The organism is Brevundimonas sp., from assembly GCF_030704825.1.
Lineage (GTDB): Bacteria > Pseudomonadota > Alphaproteobacteria > Caulobacterales > Caulobacteraceae > Brevundimonas.
This window is the reverse complement of record NZ_JAUYNX010000001.1, coordinates 18,143-34,949: the sequence shown is the minus strand read 5'-3', so window position 1 is coordinate 34,949 and position 16,807 is coordinate 18,143. Positions and strand designations below refer to the sequence as shown.

16 protein-coding genes and 2 pseudogenes are annotated in these 16,807 nt (G+C 67.9%); 9 read left to right on the top strand and 9 right to left on the bottom strand.

Annotated elements, in window-relative coordinates; genetic code table 11:
* Positions 1 to 4: 4 nt before the first annotated feature.
* The 3 genes and pseudogenes from Q8Q71_RS00190 to ruvX form a co-directional block, all read right to left on the bottom strand.
* Positions 5 to 985, bottom strand: a pseudogene (locus Q8Q71_RS00190) (aspartate carbamoyltransferase catalytic subunit); the annotation flags it as partial.
* A 50-nt stretch (positions 986 to 1,035) separates the two neighbouring features.
* Complete coding sequence (locus tag Q8Q71_RS00185) at positions 1,036 to 1,956, bottom strand: AEC family transporter (RefSeq protein WP_305757630.1); 921 nt, start codon at positions 1,954 to 1,956, stop codon at positions 1,036 to 1,038.
* Positions 1,953 to 2,429, bottom strand: coding sequence for a Holliday junction resolvase RuvX (ruvX, locus tag Q8Q71_RS00180; protein WP_305757629.1), 477 nt, complete (start codon positions 2,427 to 2,429; stop codon positions 1,953 to 1,955). The genes Q8Q71_RS00185 and ruvX overlap by 4 nt, the downstream gene beginning before the upstream one ends.
* Before the next feature lie 72 nt (positions 2,430 to 2,501).
* On the opposite strand from ruvX, the gene Q8Q71_RS00175 reads away from it, so the two are divergent.
* The 8 genes and pseudogenes from Q8Q71_RS00175 to gatB all read left to right on the top strand — a co-directional run bounded on the left by Q8Q71_RS00175 (position 2,502) and on the right by gatB (position 10,908).
* The gene (locus Q8Q71_RS00175; RefSeq protein WP_305757628.1) at positions 2,502 to 3,026 is read left to right on the top strand and encodes a hypothetical protein; all 525 of its coding nucleotides are present in this window, start codon (positions 2,502 to 2,504) and stop codon (positions 3,024 to 3,026) included.
* Positions 3,023 to 3,637 (top strand): bifunctional 2-polyprenyl-6-hydroxyphenol methylase/3-demethylubiquinol 3-O-methyltransferase UbiG, encoded by a 615-nt coding sequence (locus Q8Q71_RS00170; protein WP_305757627.1) that lies wholly within the window; start codon positions 3,023 to 3,025, stop codon positions 3,635 to 3,637. The genes Q8Q71_RS00175 and Q8Q71_RS00170 overlap by 4 nt, the downstream gene beginning before the upstream one ends.
* A gap of 57 nt (positions 3,638 to 3,694) precedes the next feature.
* Positions 3,695 to 3,982 carry an Asp-tRNA(Asn)/Glu-tRNA(Gln) amidotransferase subunit GatC gene (gene gatC, locus Q8Q71_RS00165; RefSeq protein ID WP_305757626.1) on the top strand — a complete coding sequence of 96 codons (288 nt, stop codon included), beginning with the start codon at positions 3,695 to 3,697 and terminating at the stop codon, positions 3,980 to 3,982.
* A 1-nt stretch (position 3,983) separates the two neighbouring features.
* Entirely contained in the window at positions 3,984 to 5,462 is a 1,479-nt protein-coding gene (gene gatA, locus Q8Q71_RS00160; RefSeq protein ID WP_305757625.1) for an Asp-tRNA(Asn)/Glu-tRNA(Gln) amidotransferase subunit GatA, read from the top strand.
* Between the two features lie 42 nt (positions 5,463 to 5,504).
* Positions 5,505 to 6,743, top strand: coding sequence for a hypothetical protein (locus Q8Q71_RS00155; RefSeq protein WP_305757624.1), 1,239 nt, complete (start codon positions 5,505 to 5,507; stop codon positions 6,741 to 6,743).
* A gap of 14 nt (positions 6,744 to 6,757) precedes the next feature.
* Positions 6,758 to 6,910 (top strand): annotated as a pseudogene (locus tag Q8Q71_RS00150) (hypothetical protein); the annotation flags it as partial.
* 69 nt (positions 6,911 to 6,979) lie between these two features.
* Entirely contained in the window at positions 6,980 to 9,352 is a 2,373-nt protein-coding gene (locus Q8Q71_RS00145) for a glycoside hydrolase family 127 protein (protein WP_305757622.1), read from the top strand.
* A 50-nt stretch (positions 9,353 to 9,402) separates the two neighbouring features.
* A complete protein-coding gene (gatB, locus tag Q8Q71_RS00140) occupies positions 9,403 to 10,908 on the top strand; it encodes an Asp-tRNA(Asn)/Glu-tRNA(Gln) amidotransferase subunit GatB (RefSeq protein ID WP_305757621.1) in 1,506 nt (501 codons plus the stop codon).
* Between the two features lie 19 nt (positions 10,909 to 10,927).
* Here gatB and Q8Q71_RS00135 read toward each other — a convergent pair whose 3' ends face one another.
* The 6 genes from Q8Q71_RS00135 to Q8Q71_RS00110 all read right to left on the bottom strand — a co-directional run bounded on the left by Q8Q71_RS00135 (position 10,928) and on the right by Q8Q71_RS00110 (position 14,530).
* Positions 10,928 to 11,320, bottom strand: a complete 393-nt coding sequence (locus Q8Q71_RS00135) for a GFA family protein (protein ID WP_305757620.1) — start codon at positions 11,318 to 11,320, stop codon at positions 10,928 to 10,930.
* Positions 11,321 to 11,401: 81 nt separating this feature from the next.
* Positions 11,402 to 11,845, bottom strand: coding sequence for an RcnB family protein (locus Q8Q71_RS00130; RefSeq protein WP_305757619.1), 444 nt, complete (start codon positions 11,843 to 11,845; stop codon positions 11,402 to 11,404).
* Positions 11,846 to 12,005: 160 nt separating this feature from the next.
* Positions 12,006 to 12,341: a plasmid stabilization protein gene (locus Q8Q71_RS00125; RefSeq protein ID WP_305757618.1), complete on the bottom strand. Its 336-nt coding sequence runs from the start codon at positions 12,339 to 12,341 to the stop codon at positions 12,006 to 12,008.
* 7 nt (positions 12,342 to 12,348) lie between these two features.
* Complete coding sequence (locus tag Q8Q71_RS00120; RefSeq protein WP_305757617.1) at positions 12,349 to 12,870, bottom strand: DUF4142 domain-containing protein; 522 nt, start codon at positions 12,868 to 12,870, stop codon at positions 12,349 to 12,351.
* A 49-nt stretch (positions 12,871 to 12,919) separates the two neighbouring features.
* On the bottom strand, positions 12,920 to 13,642 hold the full coding sequence (locus tag Q8Q71_RS00115) for an RNA polymerase sigma factor (RefSeq protein ID WP_305757616.1): 723 nt from the start codon (positions 13,640 to 13,642) through the stop codon (positions 12,920 to 12,922).
* Between the two features lie 204 nt (positions 13,643 to 13,846).
* On the bottom strand, positions 13,847 to 14,530 hold the full coding sequence (locus tag Q8Q71_RS00110; RefSeq protein WP_305757615.1) for a DnaA/Hda family protein: 684 nt from the start codon (positions 14,528 to 14,530) through the stop codon (positions 13,847 to 13,849).
* A gap of 467 nt (positions 14,531 to 14,997) precedes the next feature.
* Here Q8Q71_RS00110 and aspS point away from each other — a divergent pair, with 467 nt between their 5' ends.
* The gene (gene aspS, locus Q8Q71_RS00105; RefSeq protein WP_305757614.1) at positions 14,998 to 16,779 is read left to right on the top strand and encodes an aspartate--tRNA ligase; all 1,782 of its coding nucleotides are present in this window, start codon (positions 14,998 to 15,000) and stop codon (positions 16,777 to 16,779) included.
* The last annotated feature ends 28 nt before the right edge of the window (positions 16,780 to 16,807 follow it).

Here is a 16,807-nt window from a genome sequence, read left to right as displayed (position 1 = left end):
CTCCGTCCAGCCGCGCCGACAGGGCCGCCAGCACCGCCATTCGCGCGGCCACCCCCATCTCCACCTGGTCCTGGATCAGGGAGACGGTGAGGTCATCGGCCACGTCGGAGTCGATCTCGACCCCCCGGTTCATCGGCCCCGGATGCATCACCTTCGCCCCCGGTTTGGCCCAGGCCAGCTTCTCCCGGTCCAGGCCCCAGAAGCGGAAATACTCGCGGGTCGACGGCACCAGCGCCCCCTCCATCCGCTCGAGTTGCAGACGCAGCATCATCACCACGTCACAGCCCCTCAGGCCCTCGCGCATGTCGTGGAACACCTCGCAGCCCCAGCGGTCGGCGTCGCCGGGCACCAGGGTCGGCGGCCCGATCAGCCGGACCCGCGCGCCCATCATCGACAGCATCGACACATTGGACCGCGCCACCCGGCTGTGGGCGATGTCGCCGCAGATGGCGACCGTCAGTCCGCCCACGTCCCCGAAGGCCCGGCGCAGGCTCAGCAAGTCCAGCAGGGCCTGGGTCGGATGCTCGTGCCGCCCGTCGCCGGCGTTGACCACGGCGCAGCCGACCTTCTGCGACAGCAACGCCGCCGCGCCCGAGGCCGGGTGGCGCACGACCAGCACGTCCGGCTTCATGGCGTTCAGCGTCGCCGCCGTGTCGATCAGGGTCTCGCCCTTGGCGGTGGAGGAGGTACGGGGGCTCAGCGCCGTCACATCCGCGCCCAGCCGTTTGGCCGCGATCTCGAACGAGGCGCTGGTCCGGGTCGAGTTCTCGAAGAACAGGTTCATGACCGTGCGCCCGCGCATCAGGTCCAGCGATTTGGAGGATTGCCGGTTGAAGTCGACGAAGGCGTCGGCCAGGTCCAGCAACGGAGGCGTGGTTGCGGCGTTCAGATCGCCCGCGGACAGGAAATGGCTGCGCGGAAACGGCGCCAGCCGCTCGAGAATCAGATCGGTGAGTGATCCGTCGTTCTTTGGGGGCTGGCTCATCGAGGCCCGCCTATAGGGCCGCGCGCGCCGGAACGGAAGCCGCCGCGTGCTCAGATATAGCCGAACGCCGCCAGCAGGATGGGGATGGTGAAGGCGCTGACCGCGGTCGTCAGGGCCACCACGCCCGCCATCAGGGATGCGTCGCCGCCCATCTGCCGCGCCATGACATAGGAGGCGGCCGCTCCCGGGGAGGCTCCAGCCAGCAGGGCCAGCCCCTGGGCCATCCGGTCTCCGCCCAGCGCCCCGGTCAACCAGTACATGCCGAGCGGCAGGGCGATCAGCTTGATCGCCGTCACAGTCGCCATCAGCATCGGCCGCGAGGCGGCGTAGCGGAAGCTCAACCCGGCCCCGGCGGTGATCAGTCCCAGCGCGATGGCGCCCGGCCCCATCAGGTCGAACGCGCCCATGATCAGGTCCGGTTTCGGCGCGCCCGCCAGATTGAGCGCCGCCCCGATCCCGCAAGCCCAGATGATCGGATTGCGCAGCAGCGACGACAGGGCCAGCCGCCACCCGCCGCCCTGGCCCGCGCCCCAGCGCGCCAGCACCAGCACGCAGACCACGTTCAGCGCCGGCGCCAGCACCCCGAACGCCATCGCCGCGATGCCGAGCCCACGCTCGCCGAAGACGGCTCCCGCCACTGGCAGGAAGACGAAGCCGTTCCAGCGGATCACGCCCTGGAAGACGCTGGTGAAGGCCGGGTCGCTGATGCGCAGCAGGGGCTTGGCCGCCACCGTCAACCCGGCCACGACCAGGGCGGTCCCGACCGTGCCGAGCGCGACGGGCCCCGCCGCGCCGCTGGCGAAATCCGCTCCCCAGACGGCGGGGATCAGAAAGGCCGGATAGAAGACGAAATAGGTCAGCCGCTCGACCGCCCGCCAGCCGTCGTCGGTGAGGAAGTCGCGCTTCTTCAGCCCCCAGCCGAGGGCGATCATGGCGAAGACCGGGACGACGCCCGTGAGCAGGGCGCTCATCGCGCGGCCTGGTCCCTCAGCCGGTCGAGCGCCCCCTGCAGGATCCAGGCGGCGGCGGTTCGATCCACCACATTGGCGCGTCGCTTGCGGTTCAGATCCAGTTCGCCGATCAGGAACCGTTCGACCGCGCTGGTCGACAGCCGCTCGTCCTGGAAGGCGCACGGCACCGCGCGAATGCGCTGCAGATTGCGGGCGAAGGCCCGGCACGACTGCGCCCGTGGACCCTCGCTGCCGTCCATGTTCAGCGGTAGCCCGATCACAAGCCCCGAGGCCTTGCGTCCGTCCATCAACTTCAGCACGGCCTGGGCGTCGTCCGTGAACTTCGTCTTGCGGACGAGGGACAGCGGACTGGCGATCATCCGGGTGGTGTCGGAGACCGCCACGCCGATGGTCTTCTCGCCCAGGTCCAGCCCGAGCCACGGCGTGCCGGGCGGGGTCGAGGCGGCGAGGTCTTCCAGCGATAGAACGGTCACGGCTTGGCGGTAGGACTGGCGAGCCGCCCTGTCAAAGGGCATGGTGGCGTATCGTTGATGGGGGAACCTCCGATGAAGCCAGTCACCTTCCTGATCGCCCTTCTCGGGCTCGCCGCCTGCGATGCACAGGTCGAGAGCCGCAAGGAGGCCGTGCCCGCCGCCGAACGGGCCGCGCCCGCGCCCGCCGCCGCGCCTCTGACAGCCGCCGGCCCCGCCGCAACCGTCCAGCCGGATGCGGACGAGGGTCAGCAATGGGCCGCCTCCGTGGTTGAACTGACTCCGCTGACGCACCAGGGCGACCGCACCGTCAAAATGTTTGGCACGGCGGGCGGCGACCCGGCCATGAACGGCCTCTACACTCACGTCGCCTTCTTCGATTCCCCGGCTGAAGGCTGGCGCGTCTTTCGCATTGGCGACTTCCTCGACTACCGCGTCCTGTCGGAATCGCCGGGCCGGGTCGATCTGGAGATCGACGAGAGCGTCATGGACGAGGCCACCGGCAATATCGGCAGCCGCAAGCGCCGCCTGATTGTCGGCTGGGCGCTGGCTACCGACGGCTCCGCTCCGGCGACGGTGACCGTCACGCCCGCGCGATGAGTCCATCCGACGACCTGGCCCGCAACCGGGCGACGATCGCGGGCTACGACGCCTGCGCCGAAAGCTATGCGGCCGAGACGGACCACGCGCCGACGCCCGACCATGTCGAGGCCCTGGAACGGCTCGTCGCCTCGGTCGGGCCCGGCGGCCGGATCCTGGAGGTCGCCTCGGGGCCCGGCTGGGACGCCGACCGTCTGGAGGCCATGGGCGTGCAGGTCCGGCGGACCGATCTGTCGGAAGGCTTCATCGCCTTTCAGCGCGAGCGAGGCCGGGCGGTCGATCGGCTGGACCTGATCGCCGGCGATCTGGGCGGTCCGTGGGACGGCCTCGTCGCCCTCTATGTCATCCAGCACGTCGGCCGCGAGCTGGTCGACGGCGTGATCGGCCGGATCGCGGCGGCGCTCCGTCCCGGCGGGACGCTGCTGATGTCCTTCCAGGAGGGGGCGGGCGAGGAGGCGACGATCGGGTCCAGCGGAACGTATCAGGTGGTGCGCTGGCGCGAGGCCGACATGACCGATTGCCTGTCGCGGCACGGCCTCGCCGTGGACTGGCGATCGTTCTTCAAGGGCAAGGAAGCCGACTGGATCACGGTAATCGCGCGCCGTTCTTGAGATTCGGGACCCGGCCCGCTATTCCCGCCCCTTCCGTTTCCGTTGCTGGAGGGCCGCATGGCCATCGACGCCGCGACCGTGCGCCGGGTGGCGCATCTCGCCCGCATCAAGACCCCCGAGGAGCGTCTGGAGCCCCTGGCCCGGGAGCTGAACGGAATCCTCGCCTGGATCGAACAGCTGAACGAGGTCGATGTCGCGGGCGTCGAGCCCATGACCTCCAACGTCGCCCAGCCGATGCGCCTGCGCGACGACGTGGTCACCGACGGCGACAAGGTCTCCGACGTGCTCGGCAACGCCCCGCGCTCCGCCGACGGCTTCTTCGTCGTGCCCAAGGTGGTCGAATAGAATGTCCGACCTGACCAAACTCACGCTGAAGGCCGCCCTCGACGGCCTCAAGGCCCGCGACTTCTCCTCGGAAGAGATCACGAAAGCCTTCGTCGCCAATATCGACGCCGCCAATCCGCGCCTCAACGCCTACGTCGTCCAGACCACCGAAAAGGCCCTCGCCATGGCCCGCGCCTCCGACGCCCGGCTGGCGAAGGGGGAGGGCGGGGCCCTCGAAGGCGCGCCTCTGGGCATCAAGGACCTGTTCTGCACCGACGGCGTCCAGACCACGGCCGGCTCCAACATGCTGCGCGGCTTCGTCCCGCCCTATGAGTCCACGGTCACGTCCAACCTGTGGCGCGACGGCGCGGTCATGCTGGGCAAGCTCAACATGGACGAGTTCGCCATGGGCTCGTCGAACGAGACCAGCGCCTTCGGCCCGGTCGTGAATCCTTGGAAGTCAACGGCTTCCAACGCCAACCTGACACCGGGCGGCAGCTCCGGCGGTTCGGCCTCGGCGGTCGCCGCCGACCTCTGCCTGGCCGCCACGGCCTCCGACACCGGCGGTTCGATCCGCCAGCCCGCCGCCTTCACCGGCACGGTCGGGATCAAGCCCACCTACGGCCGCGCCAGCCGCTTCGGCATGGTCGCCTTCGCCAGTTCGCTGGACCAGGCCGGCCCGATCACCAAGACGGTCGAGGACGCCGCCCTCCTGCTGCGCTCCATGTGCTCCTTCGATGCGAAGGACTCGACCAGCCTCGACGTCGAGACCCCCGACTGGACCCAATCGCTGAACAAGGGCGTTAAGGGCCTCCGCATTGGCGTGCCGAAGGAATACGTCGTCGACGGCATGCCCGCCGAGATCCAGGCGCTGTGGGACCAGGGCGTGGCCTGGCTCAAGGCCGGCGGCGCCGAGATCGTCGAGATCAGCCTGCCGCACACCAGATACGCCCTGCCGGCCTATTACATCATCGCCCCGGCCGAGGCCTCGTCCAACCTGGCCCGCTATGACGGCATGCGCTTCGGCCACCGCGCCGAGGGGACTTCGTCCCTGACCGACCTCTACGAGACCAGCCGCGCCGAGGGCTTCGGCAAGGAGGTCCAGCGCCGCCTGACCATCGGGGCCTATGTGCTGTCGGCAGGATTCTATGACGCCTACTACGTCCGCGCCCTCAAGGTCCGCCGTCGCATCGCCATGGATTTCGACGCCGTCTGGGACAAGGTCGACGCCATCCTGACGCCGTCGACGCCTTCGGCCGCCTTCGCGCTCGGCGACAAGCAGATCGACCCGCTGCAGATGTACCTGAACGACATCTTCACCGTCACCGCCAACCTCGCCGGCCTGCCGGGCATCTCGGTGCCCGCCGGGGTGGACAAGGGCGGCCTGCCGCTGGGCCTGCAGGTCATCGGCAAGGCGCTGGACGAGGCGACCGTGTTCCAGGTGGCGAGTGCGCTGGAAGAGGCGGCGGGGTTTGTCGCGAAGCCTGAGAAGTGGTGGTGAGTTTTCAATCAGCAGTTTAGCATCGGAGAATCGGGGGATGCTATGCAAGAAGAACTGCTGAGAGAGATCGCGAACCAGTACTTGGTGCCTCTGTTTTCGGGTGCGTACCTAACAACCGGTCTGGATAAGAAATCCAGTTCCAAGCGGGTCGCTTGGCGAGACCCGATGTCTATCGCTTTCAAGGTCGAGCGCGGTGACAACTACCGCTTGATTCTGACGCGGCCCCAGCGGTTCGCCCAGCCTGGCGAAGTCACGCTTACCGAATACCAAGTCGTGCAGGCTTTCGTGGATATCGTTGGCGGAATGGCGCCACAGCTAGCTACCGACTTGAGGCACGACCTTCTCTCGACGTTTCAGCGCCGGGTCGTCGCCAGGGCGGTTCAAGGGGAGGCCCGGGAGTCGCTAATCCTAAACGGGATTGATCGACTCGCTCATTGGGGTAATCGGCTCTACGAAGGCGCACCAATTTCTGCTTCAATAGGGTTTCGTAACCTGCCTCAGACTGACGGCATTACGTTGGAGGAGCTCTCTAAAGAAGAATTCGGGGCGGTTATCAGCAATGGTTTTGACACCTTGCTGGAGTTTGACTTCGCGGGTCAGCTTATTTCCCATCAGAGCAATTTGGCGATCACCGGGGTGATACCGTCATACTGCCCTTTGCGTCAGGCTTATATCGCTGAATGGACCACCAAGAAGGAAACACGCGTAGCCTTGTCCCTCAATAGGTTGGGAGAGGTTCTGATTTTTCGAAATCAAGAACTCTTGTTTGCTCGACGCTCAGGACAATGGCACTTCCTGACCCACGATCCGGTTATTATGCAGATGGGGATTCCTAAAGACCCTGATCTCCGGAAGGTAATTTATGAGACCTGTCTCGACGCGTCTTTCGCGAGGACTGGCGCCTGCATCGGAGTGGTTGGATTCGAGGACAGTCAAAAATGGAGGGAAGTGGTTGTACATAAGGATGACTATTTGTCTTTCCCGACATCAACCAAAGCAAAGACATTAAAGAAGATAATCGGTACGCGAAGCTACATGCAACTCGATCGGCGCTTAAGGCAAGAGTTGGCGGCAATAGACGGGGCAACGGTCTTGTCCCACACAGGACAAATATTGGCTATCGGGGCCATCCTGAAAATTGATGGCGGGAGCACCGGAGGGGGGCGACTTGCCGCCGCGAAGGCACTGAGCAAAGTTGGCTTGGGAATCAAGGTGTCACAAGACGGAAGCATCACGGGGTTTCGCAAGGGACGCAAAGACGCAGCCTTTAAAGTCATGTGATGGGCCTCCTCATTTTGTGGTTCCGAGGAGCCGTCGGAGCGGCTCATGACTGGCACCGTCGCTACCCCTCCAAACTCATCCAGGGCCGCACAGGCCCGTACGAAATCGACATGGGGCTGGAGATCCACGCCCAGGTGGCGTCGAAGGCCGGGCTGTTCTCGGGCGCCACCGCCTCCTGACACCGCCTTGACCGGGCCCGCCGTGCGGCGCCCAATACCGCGCGAACCGGAGCGGTGATGACACATTTTCAGGCGGACCGAACCGGCCCTCGTCGCCGCACCTTCCTCGCTGGCGTCGCCGCCAGCGCCCTCGCCCCCGGCGTCGCGCGACCGGTTCTCGCCTTCCAGCCCGCCCGCCGCGCGGAGCCCTTTCCGCTCTCCGCCGTGCGTCTCTCGCCATCGATCTGGCTGGACGCGACCGAGGCGAACCTGCGGTATCTGCACGGCCTCGATCCGGACCGGCTGCTGCACAATTTCCGCGTTCACGCCGGCCTCGCGCCTCGCGCCGAAGCCTATGGCGGCTGGGAAGGCGAGACCATCGCCGGCCATACCCTCGGCCACTATCTGACCGCCCTGTCGCTGATGCACGCCCAGACCGGCGACGCCCTGTGCCGGGACCGCGCCGGCCATATCGTCAGCGAACTGGCCGCCTGCCAGGCCGCTTCCGGCGACGGCTATACGGCCGGCTTCACGCGCAGAAAGCCGGACGGCGGGATCGAGGACGGCAAGGCCATCTTCGCCGAACTGACCGCGGGCGACATCCGCGCGGCACGCTTTTATCTGAACGGCTCCTGGGCCCCGTTCTACAACTGGCACAAACTGTTCTCGGGACTGCTGGCGGCCCATGAACATTGCGGCTCGGAACAGGCGCTGACGGTCGCCGTCGCCCTGGCCGCCTGGATCGAACGCGCCCTCAAGCCGCTGTCCGGGACGCAGATGCAGGCCGTGCTGGAGACCGAGCACGGCGGCATGAACGACGCCCTGGCGGAACTGGCCCAGCGCACGGGCGAGGCGCGCTGGCTGCGGCTGGCCGAACGCTTCAACCATCAGGCGGTGCTCGGGCCGCTGATGGCCGGCCAGGACGCCCTGTCCCACCTGCACGCCAACACCCAGATTCCCAAGGTCATCGGCCTGGCCCGCCAGCACGCCCTGACCGGAGACCCGGCGCGGCTGTTCGGCGCCCGCTTCTTCTGGGACACGGTCACCCACGGCCGCACCTATGTCATCGGCGGCAACAGCGACCGCGAGTATTTCCAGGAGCCGAACTCCCTGTCGCTCTACGTCACCGAGCAGACCTGCGAGTCCTGCAACACCTACAACATGCTCAAGCTCACCCGGCGGCTCTACGGCGAGCGGGCCGAGGCCGCCCGCTTCGACTATTTCGAGCGCGCCCACCTGAACCACATCATGGCCCACCAGCGGCCGTCCGACGGCGCCTTCATCTATATGGCTCCGCTGATAAGCGGCGCGGCGCGGGAGTTCTCGACGCCGACCGACAGCTTCTGGTGCTGCGTCGGCTCGGGCATGGAAAGCCACGCCAAACACGGGGAATCCGTGTGGTGGAGCGACGACGACGGCCTGATCGTCAACCTGTTCATCGCCTCGGAACTGACCTGGAGCGCGCGCGGCGGCCAGGTCGCCCTCGAAAGCGACTTCCCCTACGGCTCGGACGTGGGCATCCGCTTCAAGGCCCTGGAGCGGGGCGGACGGTTCAGGGTGCGGATCCGCCTGCCCGCATGGGCCGGGACGCCGACGGCCTCGGTCAACGGCAAGGCGTTCGCGCCGCGCGCAGAGCAGGGCTATCTCGTCTTCGACCGCCGCTGGCGGACCGGCGATCTGATCAGGGTGGGCTTCCCCATGTCCCTGCGGGTCGAGCCGACGCCGGACGATCCCGACCTCGTCGCCCTGCTGCACGGGCCGATGGTGCTGGCGGCCGATCTCGGGCCGGCGACCGATCCGTTCGACGGGAGCGAACCCGCCCTGCTGTCCGACGACGTCCTGGCCGGTTTCCAGCCCGCCGACGCCCGGCGCGGCCTGTATCGCACCGCCGGCATCGGCCGGCCGCGCGACCTCGACTTCTCGCCCTTCTACGCCCTGTGGGACCGGCGCGCGGCGGTCTATTTCCGGCGCTTCACCCCCGCGCAATGGGAGGCCGCCCAGGTCGCCCTGGCGGCGGATCGGGCGGCCCGGGAGGCGCTGGAGGCCCGGTCGGTTGATTTCGTGCGGCTCGGGGTCGAGGCCGACGAGGCCGCCCACAGGCTCGAGAGCGACATTTCCTATGCGGTGTCCTACCGCTTCCGCCCCGGTCGCGACGCGCGCACCGAGGGTTTCTTCGCCGTCGACATGGGGGTGGCCGAGGGACCGATGACGCTGCAGACGACCTGTTGGGGCGGCGAGCGCGACCGGCTGTTCCACATCGAGGTCGACGGCGTCCGCATCGCCACCCAGCGTCTGCACGCCGAGGTTCCGGGCCGGTTCTTCGATGTCGACTATCCGGTCCCGCCGGCGCTCACCGCGGGCAAGGACAAGGTGCGGATTCGCATCGTTCCGGAGAGCGGTCATACGGCCGGGCCGCTGTTCGGCCTGCGCGTGCTCCGCGCGGACGCCTGAGCGGTTCGGGACGGCTCCCCATTTCCGTTTCAGCCGGTTATACGGGCCCCATGACCGACACGACCGCCGACACCGCCAAACTCATCCGGGGCCGCACCGGCCCGTGGGAAATCGTCATGGGGCTGGAGATCCACGCCCAGGTGGCGTCGAAGGCCAAGCTGTTCTCGGGCGCCGCGGTCGGCTTCGGCGCGGGTCCGAACGAGCAGGTGTCGCTGGTCGACGCCGGCTTCCCCGGCATGCTGCCGACCCTGAACAGATACTGCGTCGAACAGGCCGTCCGGACCGGCCTCGGCCTCAATGCGCAGATCAACCGGCGCAGCCAGTTCGACCGCAAGAACTATTTCTACCCCGACCTGCCGACCGGCTATCAGATCAGCCAGCTCTACTTCCCCATCGTCGGCGAGGGCGTCGTCGAGGTGGAGGCCGAGGACGGCTCCTTCTTCAACGTCGGCATCGAACGCCTGCATCTGGAACAGGACGCCGGCAAGCTGATCCACGACCTGTCGCCGACCGAATCCTACGTCGATCTGAACCGCGCCGGCACGGCCCTGATGGAGATCGTCTCCCGGCCCGACATCCGCTCGCCGGAAGAGGCGGTCGCCTACGTCAAGAAGATCCGCACCATCCTGATCTATCTGGGCACCTGCGACGGCGACATGGAGAAGGGCAACCTCCGCGCCGACGTCAACGTCTCGGTCTGCCGCGAGGGCCAGTACGCCAAATACAAGGCGACGGGCGACTTCAGCCACCTCGGCACGCGCTGCGAGATCAAGAACGTCAACTCGTTCCGCTTCATCTCCCAGGCCATCAACTACGAGGCGCGGCGCCAGATCGAGATTCTCGAGGACGGCGGCAAGATCGATCAGGAGACCCGCCTCTACGACCCCACGGCCGGCGAGACCCGCTCGATGCGCTCCAAGGAAGAGGCGATGGACTATCGCTACTTCCCCGACCCCGACCTGCTGCCGCTTGAGCTGGAACAGGCGTGGATCGACGACATCAAGGCCAGCCTGCCCGAACTGCCGGACGCCAAGCGCCGCCGCCTGATGGCCGACTACGGCCTGTCGCAATACGACGCGGTGGTGCTGATTTCGGAGCAGGCCAAGGCCGACTATTTCGAGGCCGCCGCCAAGGGACGGGACGCCAAACTGGTGTCCAACTGGGTCACCAACGAGGTCTCCGCCCGCCTGACCGGCGAGGGCAAGGACTTCTCGGAGAACCCGCTGCCGGCCGCCCATGTCGCCCAGCTGGTCGAGCTGATCGAGACCGACGTCATCTCCTCGAAGATCGCCAAGGAAGTGTTCGACCACGTCTGGAACGGCGAGGGCAGCCCCGCCGAGGTGGTCGAGAAACACGGCCTGAAACAGGTCACCGACACGGGGGCCATCGAGAAGGCCGTCGACGACATCATCGCCGCCAACCCCGACAAGGCCGCCGCCGTCGCCGAAAAGCCCCAGGCCATCGGCTGGTTCGTCGGCCAGGTCATGAAGGCTACCGGCGGCAAGGCCAACCCGGCCGCGGTGAACGACATCCTGAAGGCGAAGCTGGGGCTGTAGTCCCGGGAGGGAGGGGGCGTCAGCCCGCCCGGTCGCGCTCCCACTGCTCCGCGCCCTCCCGCGGGGCCAGCCACGGCTCGCGCCGGATGGTCCACAGCTCGTATTGCGGCTCGAGTCCGTTCGGCGGGCCGTCAAGGGCGCCGAGCTTCACCTCGATCTCGTCCTCGCCCTCGACCCAGGTGAACAGCGAGGCGCCGCAGGTCCGGCAGAACCGGTCACCGCCCGCGCGGACCTCCCAGCATCCCGTCTCTCCCGAGATGCGGACGCTCCCCCGGGGCCAGACCCCGTAGTGGGAAAAGGCCGAGCCCGTGAGCTTGCGGCAGGTTTCGCAATGGCACAGGCCGACGCGGATCGGCTCTCCGTCCAGTTCGTACCGGACCTGTCCGCAGTTGCATCCGCCGGTGCGCTTCATCCTGACCTCCTGTCGTCCCGGCGGCATAACGAAAAACCCGCCCGGATCGCTCCGGGCGGGCTCATTCGTCAGCCGCCGTCCTCAATCATTCAGAAGGGACAGGATCACCCCGGTCGCGATGGCGGCGACCACGATGTCGCCGCTGTCGGTCCGGTAGTAGCCGTAGCCGCGCGGCGGGGCGCGCCAGCCGTAGCGGCGGTAGTCGTCCACGTACCAGCTGCGGCGATAGTCGTACGGAATGACCGCCCCGCGATGCCAGCGGCGGTAGCCATAGGCGTGGCCGTAGGGCGGACGGTCGTAGCGGTCGCGCCATTGGTCGCGCCGGCCGCGGCGCCAGTCGTTGTAGCGTTCCCGGTCGGTATAGCGGCCCCCGTCATGCCGGTTGCGGTCCGCGCGCCGTTCCCAGCGCTCGTAGCGGCCGTCCCGGTCGCGGTCGCCATAGCCCCACGACTGGGCCGAGGCGCCGGCGGGCAGGGCGGTCAGGGCCGCCAGCGCCAGGGCGCCGATCATCAGGTGTTTCGTCATCTGAACGTCTCCTTCGTCCGGAGCCGCGGTCGCCTTTCATCGGAGCCGCGACGTGAGACCCGACAAGGCTGAAAGGCTGCGCCTGTCTGCCTGAACCTATGGTGAACAAGTCGTTAAGCGACGCAGGCCAGCCGTCCCGGCTGACCCGCTTCGCTCCAGATCAGGCCGAGACCGTCAATCGCCCTGTCATGCCGGGATGGAAGCGGCAGATGTAGGGAAGACTCCCCGCCCTGCGCATCACGGTCCGTCCGCTGGCTCCGGGGGGCAGATCGATGTCGAAGGACCGGTCGCGCGCCGTGGCCGTGTGGCGAAACAGGTCCCGGTTGCATACGATGGTGTCGTCGACCCGAAGGCCGGCCGGCGACGGCCCGAACCGCATTTTCTCCATGACGATGGTGTGGGTTCTCGCCCGCGCTGCCGCCGGAAGGGCGGCGGCGGCGGCCGAGGCCGCGACGGTCAGCAGGACCGCGCGGCGCGTCGGATCGGCGGCTTCCATGACGCGCCTACCGGACCGAGACGGCCAGATCTTCGGCGTGGGCCTGGTGCGACTGGAACAGGCTCAGCCCGGTCTCCAGCAGCGCCTTGAGTTCGACGTTGTCGGCCTGCGGGATCAGGGTTTCGCTCAGGGCGTCGTTGACCGTCCGGTGAAAGGCCACTTCGTTGGCCACATAGGCCGCGTCGAACGCGGCGCCGTCCAGCGCTTCCAGCCGGGCGTGGGTCGCGGCGGCGGCCTCGGTCAGGGCCGTGCTGGTCGGATTGGCCTCGGGCGTCACCTGCAGCCGGGTGACCAGGGCCACGGCCTGGTCGTTCACGGCCGCGTGGTCGCGCGCCATCAGTTCGGCGAAGGCGCGAACCTCGGGATTGGTCGACTTCTTCAGCGCCTGTCGGGCGGCGGCGACATCCAGCTGGCCCGCGGTATAGGCGATGTGGGCGATCTGGGGGTCGGTGGGCCCGGCCTCCTGGGCCGCGCAAGCCGTGATCGGGGCCAGCGCCATGGCGGCGGCGACAACGAGGGTTCTGAACATGGGGACTCCTTGGAAACCGGCCGGGGATCCGGCCGCTCCCGATTGGATGTCACACCGCCGCGGAGGTTCCCGACTGAACCAGATGTCCCTCCGCCGCCAACCGGGCCAGCACGGCCTCGGTAATCCGGTTGCAGCGGGCGCCCAGAAACGGGAAGGCTTCGACCATGGTGCTGGCCAGACGGGCGTCCAGCGCGGTGCGCAACATTCGCCGGGCGCGATGCAGCCGGGTCTTCACCGTCTCGGGTTTCAGATCGAGCGTGGCCGCCGTCTCCTCGATGCTGCACTCCTCGACGTCGCGCATGATGAAGACCATCCGGAAGGCCTCGGGCAGATCGTCTACAGCCTGTTCGATCAGGCCGCGGATCTGGGCGCGGGCCGCGTCCGCCTCGGGGCCGGCGCTGCCGAAGGCGTTCGGAAAGGGTATCACCCGGGCTCCGTCCATCTGGGCCGCCTCGATCTGGTCAAGCTGGACCATCGGCCGCCGTCGCCGCAGCCGGCCGCGGGCCTCGTTGAGCACGATGCGGGTCAGCCAGGTCATCATCCCGGCCTCGCCGCGGAATCCGCCGATGGCTGCGAAGGCGCAGGCGTAGGCCTCCTGCAGCACGTCCTCCGCCTCGCCGTCGTCGCGAACCACGCCGCGCGCCACCCGAAACAGACGTTGATTGCCGCGCTGCATGATGACCCGGAAAGCTTCGCCGTCGCCAGCCTGGGCCAGACGGACCAGTCCGGCCTCGTCCAGGCTGTCGTGATTGGCGTGTCTCAGGTTCCGCATATCGTGCTCCCGGTTCTTCCACCGTTGGATGCGACACCCGGCGCAAGGTTCCCGCGCGGACCGGACGATCGGACCGGGACGGCCGGTCCGCGCTCGACGAAGGCTGACAGATGGGGCTGATCCCGCCGCTCGCCAGCCTGAACCGGCGTCGGACACGGCTTCGGGGCGTTTACGCGCGTTCAGTCGCGACCGGGACGCCAGCAACTAGTCGAAAAGATCGGAGGTCTCATGTCCGTCGTCCATCACGTCCCGCGCCAGCGCCCGCGTCACGGGTTTGTGCAGGGCGTCCAGGGTCTCGACCACGGCTTCAGCCGCCGCCGCCGACCGGTCGATGCGGCGCAGCAGATAGGGGATCACGTCCTTCTGCGGCCGGATGCCCCGCTCGGCGAACCGCGCCTCCAGCATGGCGGCCAGCACGGCGTCGTCGGGCGCCGCCATCGGCACGCTGATCACCGCGTCCAGTCGCGAGCGGAGGTCGGGCAGGGCGACCGACCAGCTCGACGGCGCCGATCGCGCCACCATCAGCAGCGCGCCGCCCGGCGCCTGGGCCAGGTTGATCAGGTGGAACAGGGTCTCGTCGTCGACCTCCCGCGCCGGATCCAGCAGGACCGGCCGTCCCTCCAGTTCCAGCGGGTCGATCGACGCCGCCTCGGCCCCGTGGATGGCCACCGCCCCGACCCGCTCGGCCCAGATCTGCGCCAGTCGGCTCTTGCCGCATCCCGCAGGGCCGCAGATCGCCATCGCCCCGCCGATCAGGTTCGGCCAGTCCTCCAGGGCCTCGACCGCCGCCCGGTTGCAGTCGGACGTCACAAAGCCCTCCGCGCCGTCCGGCAGGTCGCGTTGGAGCGGCAGTCGCATCTGGTCGGCGGGCATGGGACGGATGGTCATTGCGTTCATCATAGCAGACCGGGGCCTTGGGACTGCCTGCGACGGTGGACAAGAGCGCGCGCCTGTGGACACGCCCCGAAACGGGACTCCCGCCCTCCACCGCCCGCCCTTCCGGGGACAGAAAAGCGGGACTCTCGCCCCTCCGCCCCAGGGCGGATCTCCGTGACCCGGCATCCCCGCCGCCGGGTCTGAACGCCGCCGAAGCCCGTCCTGGCGGGTTCAATGTCCCGCCGCCGCCGGGCCTTGGCGGCCCTGCGTCCGCTTCTGACGCACCGGCGTGTTTGGCTTGATGTGCACAGACAGCGGGAGGGCGAATGTCTCGAGAGTGGCGGAATTTGCATTTTTTGGCGGAGATCACGGAAACCGTGTCGGAGACCCCGCAAACCTTGACTTTCCGGGGCGATGATGCGCCCTTCCGGCCTCCCGAATTGCGGCCCTCGCGGCCCCTGATCCAAGACGAACCGCCCATGCACGCCTACCGCTCCCACACCTGCGGCGCCCTCCGTTTGACCGACGCGGGCGCGAATGTCCGCCTGTCCGGCTGGGTGCACCGCAAGCGCGACCACGGCGGCCTGCTGTTCATCGACCTGCGCGACCACTATGGCCTGACCCAGCTGGTGCTGCACCCGGAGACGCCGGGCTTCGAGGCCGTCGAGCGCCTGCGCGCCGAGAGCGTCATCCGCGTCGACGGCGAGGTCGTGGCCCGCGAAGGCTCGGTGGTGAACCCCAACCTGCCGACCGGCGAGATCGAACTGCGCGTCACCGGCGTCGAGGTCCTGTCCGAGGCCGCCGAACTGCCCCTGCCGGTCTTCGGCGAGCCCGAATATCCCGAGGACATCCGCCTCAAGCACCGCTATCTCGACCTGCGCCGCGAGACCCTGCACAAGAACATCGTGCTGCGTTCGCGCGTGATCTCCTCGATCCGCCAGCGCATGGTCGAGCAGGGCTTCCTCGAGTACCAGACCCCGATCCTGACGGCCTCGTCGCCCGAAGGCGCGCGCGACTTCCTGGTGCCGTCGCGCCTGCACCCGGGCAAATTCTACGCCCTTCCCCAAGCCCCGCAGCAGTTCAAACAGCTGCTCATGGTCTCAGGCTTCGACCGCTACTTCCAGATCGCCCCCTGTTTCCGCGACGAGGACCTGCGCGCCGATCGCTCGCTGGAATTCTACCAGCTCGACGTCGAGATGAGCTTCGTCACGCAAGAGGATGTTTTTGCCGCGATCGAGCCCGTCATGCATGGGGTGTTCGAGGAGTTCGCCGACGGCAAGAAGGTCGACCCCTATCCCTTCGTCCGCATTCCCTATCGCGAGAGCATCGCCCTGTTCGGCACCGACAAGCCGGACCTGCGCAACCCGATCGAGATGTCCGACGTCAGCGATCATTTCCGCGACGGCGGCTTCGGCCTGTTCAACAAGATCCTCGCCGGTGACGCAAAGAACGCCGTCTGGGCCATTCCGGCGCCGACCGGCGGCTCGCGCGCCTTCTGCGACCGCATGAACTCCTGGGCCCAGGGCGAGGGCCAGCCGGGCCTCGGCTACATCTTCTGGTCCGAGGACCAGGGCGGCTGGGGCGGCCCGATCGCCAAGAACCTCGGCGCCGAGGCGACCGACGCCCTGATGAAGTCCCTGGCCATGGGCAAGGGCGACGCCGCCTTCTTCGCCGCCGGCGACCCGTCGGTCTTCTACAAGTTCGCGGGCAACGCGCGGACGAAGCTGGGCCAGGACCTCAACCTGATCTCGGACGACGAGTTCAAATTCTGCTGGATCGTCGACTTCCCGATGTTCGAGTGGAGCGAGGAAGAGAAGAAGGTCGACTTCTCGCATAACCCGTTCTCGATGCCGCAGGGCGAGATGGAGGCCCTGACCAGCAAGGACCCGCTCGACGTCCTCGCCTACCAGTACGACATCGTCTGCAACGGCTACGAGCTGTGCTCCGGCGCGATCCGGAACCACAAGGCCGACATCATGCTCAAGGCCTTCGATATCGCCGGCTACGACGCCTCGGTGGTCGAGGATCAGTTCGGCGGCATGCTGAACGCCTTCCGCTACGGCGCGCCGCCGCACGGCGGCCTGGCCCCCGGCATCGACCGCATCGTCATGCTGCTGGCCAACCAGACCGCCATCCGCGAGGTCATCGCCTTCCCGCTGAACCAGCAGGGCCAGGATTTGCTGATGAGCGCGCCGTCGGACGCGGCCGAGCGTCAGTACAAGGAGCTGCACATCCGTGCGGCCCTGCCGCTCAAGGGCTGAGACTGTATGGAAGAAGGCCGCTGTCTCG